This window comes from Streptococcus sp. CCH8-C6 (assembly GCF_001557225.1).
Lineage (GTDB): Bacteria > Bacillota > Bacilli > Lactobacillales > Streptococcaceae > Streptococcus > Streptococcus sanguinis_C.
In genome coordinates this window covers 1-6,121 of record NZ_LSJN01000021.1, presented here as the reverse complement: position 1 = coordinate 6,121, position 6,121 = coordinate 1, and the positions used below count along the sequence as shown (strand labels likewise).

Sequence of the window (6,121 nt, the reverse complement as noted above, 5' to 3'; positions counted from 1 at the left end):
CCTTGGCGGATCGTATCGTTATCATGTCAGCGACCAAGAATCCTGCTGGAACTGGTACGATTGGACGAGTGGAGCAGATTGGTACGCCGCAGGAAGTCTATAAACATCCGGCAAATAAGTTTGTGGCCGGCTTCATTGGTAGTCCAGCTATGAACTTCTTTGAAGTGACACTGGAAGATGGCCGTCTTGTCGGACCAAACAGAGACTTCAGTCTCCAAGTCCCAGAGGGCAATCTTAAGAGGTTGCGGGAGAAGGGCTATGAAGGAAATAAGTTGATTTTTGGTATTCGTCCGGAAGATATCAACATGGAACCAGCCTTTCTGGAAACCTTCCCTGAGTCGGTTCTAACTGCGAAGATTTCTGTTTCTGAGTTGCTTGGAGCGGAGTCTCACCTCTACTGTGCGGTTGGTGGCAGTGAGTTTGTTGCCAAAGTTGATGCACATGATTATATGAATACCGGAAGCAGTATTAAACTTGGCTTCGACCTAGACAAGGCGCATTACTTTGATGCTGAAACGGAAGACAATATTTTCTAATCTATTGCTCCTTATAAAATAATCCAGACAGATTACTGTTTGGATTTTTACAAAAAACTATCTATAAATTTAGTAAAATTTTACTAAATTTATTGAAGTTTTACTCAAAAATAGTTATAATAAAGATAAGAAAACGATTACAATGTCGAACAATCATTTTAAAGGAGTTTAGCTTATGTCAAATGTCATTTCAGTAGATCAAGTCCGCGCAGATTTTGCTAAGGTTTTTGGAGTAGAAGCGGATCACACTTTCTTTTCACCTGGTCGGATTAATCTGATTGGTGAGCATACGGACTATAACGGCGGCCATGTTTTTCCTGCTGCGATTTCTCTAGGAACTTATGGAGCGGCTCGCAAGCGGGACGATCAGCTCTTGAGATTCTTCTCAGGAAATTTTGAAGAAAAAGGGATTATTGAAGTGCCGCTGGAAAACCTGCACTTTGAGCCTGAGCATAACTGGACCAACTATCCGAAAGGAGTTCTGCATTTTCTGCAGGAGGCAGGCCATAAGATTGACCGAGGCATGGATGTCTATGTTTATGGAAATATTCCCAACGGATCGGGCTTGTCTTCTTCTGCATCTCTAGAGCTCTTGACGGGTGTCATTGCTGAGAAACTCTTTGATTTGCAGTTGGAACGTTTGGACCTAGTGAAAATCGGTAAATTAACTGAGAATGAATTTATCGGGGTTAATTCTGGCATTATGGACCAGTTTGCTATCGGAATGGGAGCTGACCAGCGCGCTATTTACTTAGATACCAATACTCTTGAGTATGATTTGGTGCCGCTTGATCTTAAGGACAATGTCGTAGTGATTATGAATACCAACAAGCGCCGTGAGTTGGCGGATTCTAAGTACAATGAGCGCCGTGCAGAGTGCGAAAAAGCTGTTGAAGAACTGAACCGCAAGCTGTCTATCGCTACCTTGGGTGAGTTGGACGAGTGGTCCTTTGATGAGTATAGCTATCTGATAGAGGATGAAAATCGTCTCAAACGGGCTCGCCATGCTGTTTTGGAAAATCAACGGACTTTGCAAGCGCGGGCAGCTTTGCAAGCAGGCGATCTTGACAAGTTTGGCCGTCTCATGAATGCGTCTCATGTTTCTTTGGAACATGACTATGAAGTGACTGGTCTAGAGCTGGACACCTTGGTTCATACGGCCTGGGAGCAAGAAGGTGTTCTGGGGGCTCGTATGACTGGAGCAGGCTTCGGTGGCTGCGCCATTGCTTTAGTTGCTAAGGATGCGGTGGAATTTTTCAAAGAAAATGTCGGCCGCAAGTATCAAGAAGTTGTCGGCTATGCCCCTAGCTTTTACATTGCAGAAGTAGCTGGCGGAAGCCGAGTGCTGGACTAATTCACAGAAAAGAAACTTGGGTCTGGGACAAAAGTCCTAGCCTCTCAATTGTCTTTGGATTGTCGAGCAAGACGCAGTGGTTGAGTGGGCTCTATTACGCTGATTTCATCAGCTTTTACAGCCCTACTCAACTGTGCGGAGATGGGACGACGAAATCGAATTCTAACGAATTATCGATTTCTGTCCCACTCTCTTTACTAGCAAGAGAAAGGAAGAACTATGTCCAAGAAGTTACTAGATGCTTTCGTATCAGCAGTGATTGACAATAGCACTTTTGAGGAAATGGACACCATCTATCTGAGCAATCGTGTCATGGCTTTAGTCGGAGAGGCAGTGGCAGAGCAGGATATACTGGGAGCTGAGCAGCTAATTGACCTTAAGGATGACTTGGTAGCCGTAGCTGTGAAGAATGGGAAGATTGGTGATACTCTGGCAGAGCAGGATATACTGGGAGCTGAGCTCATGAACTTAATCACACCTGCCCCTAGCCAGCTCAATCGGGACTTCTGGACGACTTATGCCTCCAATCCCGAGCAAGCTGTAGCTGATTTTTACCAACTTAGTCAAAAGAATGACTATATCAAGGTCAAGGCCATTGCTAAAAGCATTGCTTTCAAATCGCCAACTGAATATGGAGATTTGGAAATCACCATCAATCTCTCTAAGCCAGAAAAGGATCCCAAGGAAATTGCGGCAGCTAAAAAGGTTAAGACCAGTCATTATCCAGCCTGCCAGCTCTGTATGGAAAATGAAGGTTACCAAGGGCGCTTGGACCACCCAGCCCGTGCCAACCATCGCATTATTCGATTTGACTTGGCTGGACAGGAGTGGGGCTTCCAGTATTCCCCCTATGCCTACTTTAATGAGCATTGCATCTTTCTCCACAGCCAGCACCTTCCCATGGCTATCAGTCGGCTGACCTTTGAGCGTCTGCTGGACATCGTTGAGACCTTTCCAGGCTATTTCGCAGGTTCTAACGCCGACCTCCCTATTGTCGGCGGCTCTATCCTGACCCACGACCACTATCAGGGCGGACGTCATACCTTCCCTATGGAAATAGCAGAGCTGGATTGCAGCTTTACTTTTAGCGGATTTGAAGAGGTGGAGGCAGGCATTGTCAAGTGGCCCATGTCCGTCATTCGTCTAAGGTCTGAGAAGAAGGAACAGTTGATTGAGTTGGCTGACAAGATCTTGCAAGCTTGGCGAACTTATTCTGACCCAAGTGTGCAGGTGTTGGCAGAGTCTGAGGGTGAGCCTCACCATACCATCACACCGATTGCCCGCAGGAAAGATGGATCTTTTGAGCTGGACTTGGTCTTGCGGGACAATCAAACTTCCCCAGAACATCCGGACGGCATTTACCATCCTCATAGGGATGTGCAGCATATTAAGAAAGAAAATATCGGCCTGATTGAGGTTATGGGGCTGGCTATTCTGCCGCCTCGGCTCAAGGAAGAACTCAAGCAAGTGGAACTTTTCTTGCTGGGAGATGACTGTCAAGTCGCTGCCTATCATAGGGATTGGGTCAATCAACTCAAAGACCAGAATCCAGATGTTACCGCTGAGACGGTGGAAGGAGTAGTTCAGGCATCGGTTGGACAAATTTTCAGCCGAGTACTGGAAGACGCGGGAGTTTACAAGCGAACAGAGGAAGGGCAGGAGGCTTTCATGCGCTTCGTCCAATCCGTCGGCATCCAGCCCTAGGAAATGTGTTATAATGAATCTAGCGTAACAGGGAAAGGAAGGTTTTATGGCAATTTTAGTATTAGGTGGAGCTGGCTATATCGGCTCGCACATGGTTGACTGTTTGATAGCAGCAGGTAAGGGAGAGGTAGTCGTTGTTGATAATTTGGTGACTGGTCATCGGGCAGCCGTCCACCCGCAAGCAGTCTTTTATGAGGGGGATTTGGCGGATAAGGACTTTATGCGTGATGTCTTTGCTAAGCATCCATCCATCGATGCAGTCATTCACTTTGCAGCCTTTTCACTGGTGGCAGAGTCTATGGCGGACCCGCTCAAGTATTTTGACAATAACATAGCCGGAATGGTTTCTCTTTTGGAGGTCATGCAGGAATGCGGCGTTAAAAACATTGTCTTTTCTTCAACTGCTGCAACTTATGGCATTCCTGAGGAAGTTCCGATTCTGGAAACAACTCCGCAAAAGCCGATTAATCCTTATGGTGAGAGCAAACTCATGATGGAGACCATTATGCGCTGGGCAGACCAGGCCTATGGCATCAAGTTTGTAGCCCTGCGTTATTTCAATGTAGCGGGTGCCAAGCCCGACGGCTCAATCGGCGAGGACCACGGACCTGAAACCCATCTCCTGCCCATTGTGCTTCAGGTGGCTCAGGGCAAACGTGAGAAGATTGCCGTTTTTGGTGATGATTACGATACTCCGGACGGGACCAATGTCCGCGATTATGTCCATCCTTTCGACTTGGCTGACGCCCATATTTTGGCTGTCGAGCACCTGCGAGCCGGACATCCTTCAGATGCCTTTAACCTTGGTTCTTCGACTGGTTTTTCCAACCTGCAGATTGTAGAAGCGGCCCGAAAGGTGACCGGACATCCTATTCCTTTGGAAATAGCAGAGCGGCGCTCAGGGGATCCGGATACGCTGATTGCTTCCTCTGAGAAGGCAAGAAATGTTCTGGGTTGGCAGCCGAAATTTGACAATATCGAAATCATTATCGAAACTGCTTGGAAATGGCATTTCAGTCATCCAAATGGCTATGATGATAATAAAGATATGTTACTTTCTTTATTTGTTAAGTAAGTTTCGCTTTCATTTTATGTCTTTACCTTTCTAGATTGTATCTATTGCTTAAGTTGTGTTAGTTTTGAACGGGTTGACAATTTGTAAAAAATATATTTATTTTTGAGCAAAAATATTGAAAAATCTTAAGACTTTCAGTATTATAAAGAGGTTAGAAAATATAATGTAAAGGGATTTTATGAAAAAAGATTTTTGGGGACGCGATATTTATCGCTTTTCATTTCGTAAGCTATCGATTGGTCTAGTTTCAGCTGCAATCGGTTGCCTTTTTTTGCTATTCTCAGCAGGTAATGGTATTCAGTCTGTCCATGCACAGGATTTTGCTAAAGATGAATCTATTCAAATTCAGTACAAATATGTAACAGAATCGGAATTGACTCGTGAAGAACAAGAATCAGTAATTAAAGAAGTGCCAAGATTTGTTGAGGAAAACTCTGATACTTATTATTTGGTCTACCGACCAAAAACTCATAATATTGGAGTATTGCCTCACACAGGTTTTTCAGGAGATTTGGAAACTGTTCTGTCCGTTTCTGGAGTAGCATTGGTCATTCTTGTTATTCGAAAAAAACGTTTAGGTAAGCATCATTTAGCTGCTCTACTTATGATAACTAGTTTTGGTACATCTTTGTTAGCTCCAACGGTTCTTGCTGTTACTAATATTCAGTTGGCTTCTTATAATCAAAGTCTTAATCTAGGAATCGGTAATCATTTACCAAGTCCTTTGTCTATTGAAGGGTTTGAATATATTGGGTATTTAAAAAATAATCGCATTCTTCCCCAGACAATGGGCGGTTCACGTCTTTTTGAAGATCATTTAAACCTAAAATTCACTAATAATAATTTGAGCTTGCAACCAAAAGATAGAGCTCTAAAGCCAGCAATTACTAGCCAGAAAACAGGTAGAAATCTAGAAAAATCACAAGATGATATAAGTCGTAACGATGACGGCGAAAATGGTTTTGATGTTCAAATCTCAGATACAATTGGGACTGAAGTAGTTGCTTACCAAACTCTCTATCAAAAAACAGATGAATTATTGGAGGGGCAAACAAGGGTTTTTCAAACAGGAGTAGCGGGAAGTAGAAAAGTAGTAACTAGAAATTACTATAGAAACAATAAAAATACTCAGGATCTTTTTAAAAGTGAAGTAATTTCAGATCAACTGTTAATAAAACCTGTTGATGAGATTGTCTTAGTTGGAACTGGTAAAGTTCAAAAAAATGTACAAAAGGATCAAGTCGTTTCTCAAACTACTCAAATAGCACCAGTGCATGAAGTACCAGAAGCAACTAACTACAGTACTACTCCAGACACAGCACCAGTGCATGAAGTACCAGAAGCAACTAATTACGGCACTACTCCAGACACAGCACCAGTGCATGAAGTACCAGAAGCAACTAACTACGGCACTACTCCAGACACGGCACCGGTACATGAAGTACTAGAAGC

5 protein-coding genes are annotated in these 6,121 nt (G+C 43.9%); all 5 read left to right on the top strand.

Annotated features, from left to right (window positions below; all coding sequences use genetic code 11):
• On the top strand, nucleotides 1-536 hold a 536-nt coding region (locus tag AX677_RS02615), incomplete at its 5' end, for a TOBE domain-containing protein (protein ID WP_156445976.1).
• 175 nt (nucleotides 537-711) lie between these two features.
• Complete coding sequence (locus tag AX677_RS02610) at nucleotides 712-1,890, top strand: galactokinase (protein ID WP_060976082.1); 1,179 nt, start codon at nucleotides 712-714, stop codon at nucleotides 1,888-1,890.
• Between the two features lie 219 nt (nucleotides 1,891-2,109).
• On the top strand, nucleotides 2,110-3,594 hold the full coding sequence (gene galT / locus AX677_RS02605; protein WP_060976081.1) for a UDP-glucose--hexose-1-phosphate uridylyltransferase: 1,485 nt from the start codon (nucleotides 2,110-2,112) through the stop codon (nucleotides 3,592-3,594).
• Nucleotides 3,595-3,640: 46 nt separating this feature from the next.
• Nucleotides 3,641-4,669 carry a UDP-glucose 4-epimerase GalE gene (gene galE, locus AX677_RS02600; RefSeq protein ID WP_060976080.1) on the top strand — a complete coding sequence of 343 codons (1,029 nt, stop codon included), beginning with the start codon at nucleotides 3,641-3,643 and terminating at the stop codon, nucleotides 4,667-4,669.
• 178 nt (nucleotides 4,670-4,847) lie between these two features.
• A partial coding sequence (locus AX677_RS02595) for a G5 domain-containing protein (RefSeq protein ID WP_156445975.1) occupies nucleotides 4,848-6,121 on the top strand: 1,274 nt, incomplete at its 3' end.

Coding starts and splice junctions, on each gene's coding strand:
- AX677_RS02610 (WP_060976082.1), top strand. CDS start 712: ATGTCAAATGTCATTTCAGTAGATCAAGTCCGCGCAGATTTTGCTAAG.
- galT (WP_060976081.1), top strand. CDS start 2,110: ATGTCCAAGAAGTTACTAGATGCTTTCGTATCAGCAGTGATTGACAAT.
- galE (WP_060976080.1), top strand. CDS start 3,641: ATGGCAATTTTAGTATTAGGTGGAGCTGGCTATATCGGCTCGCACATG.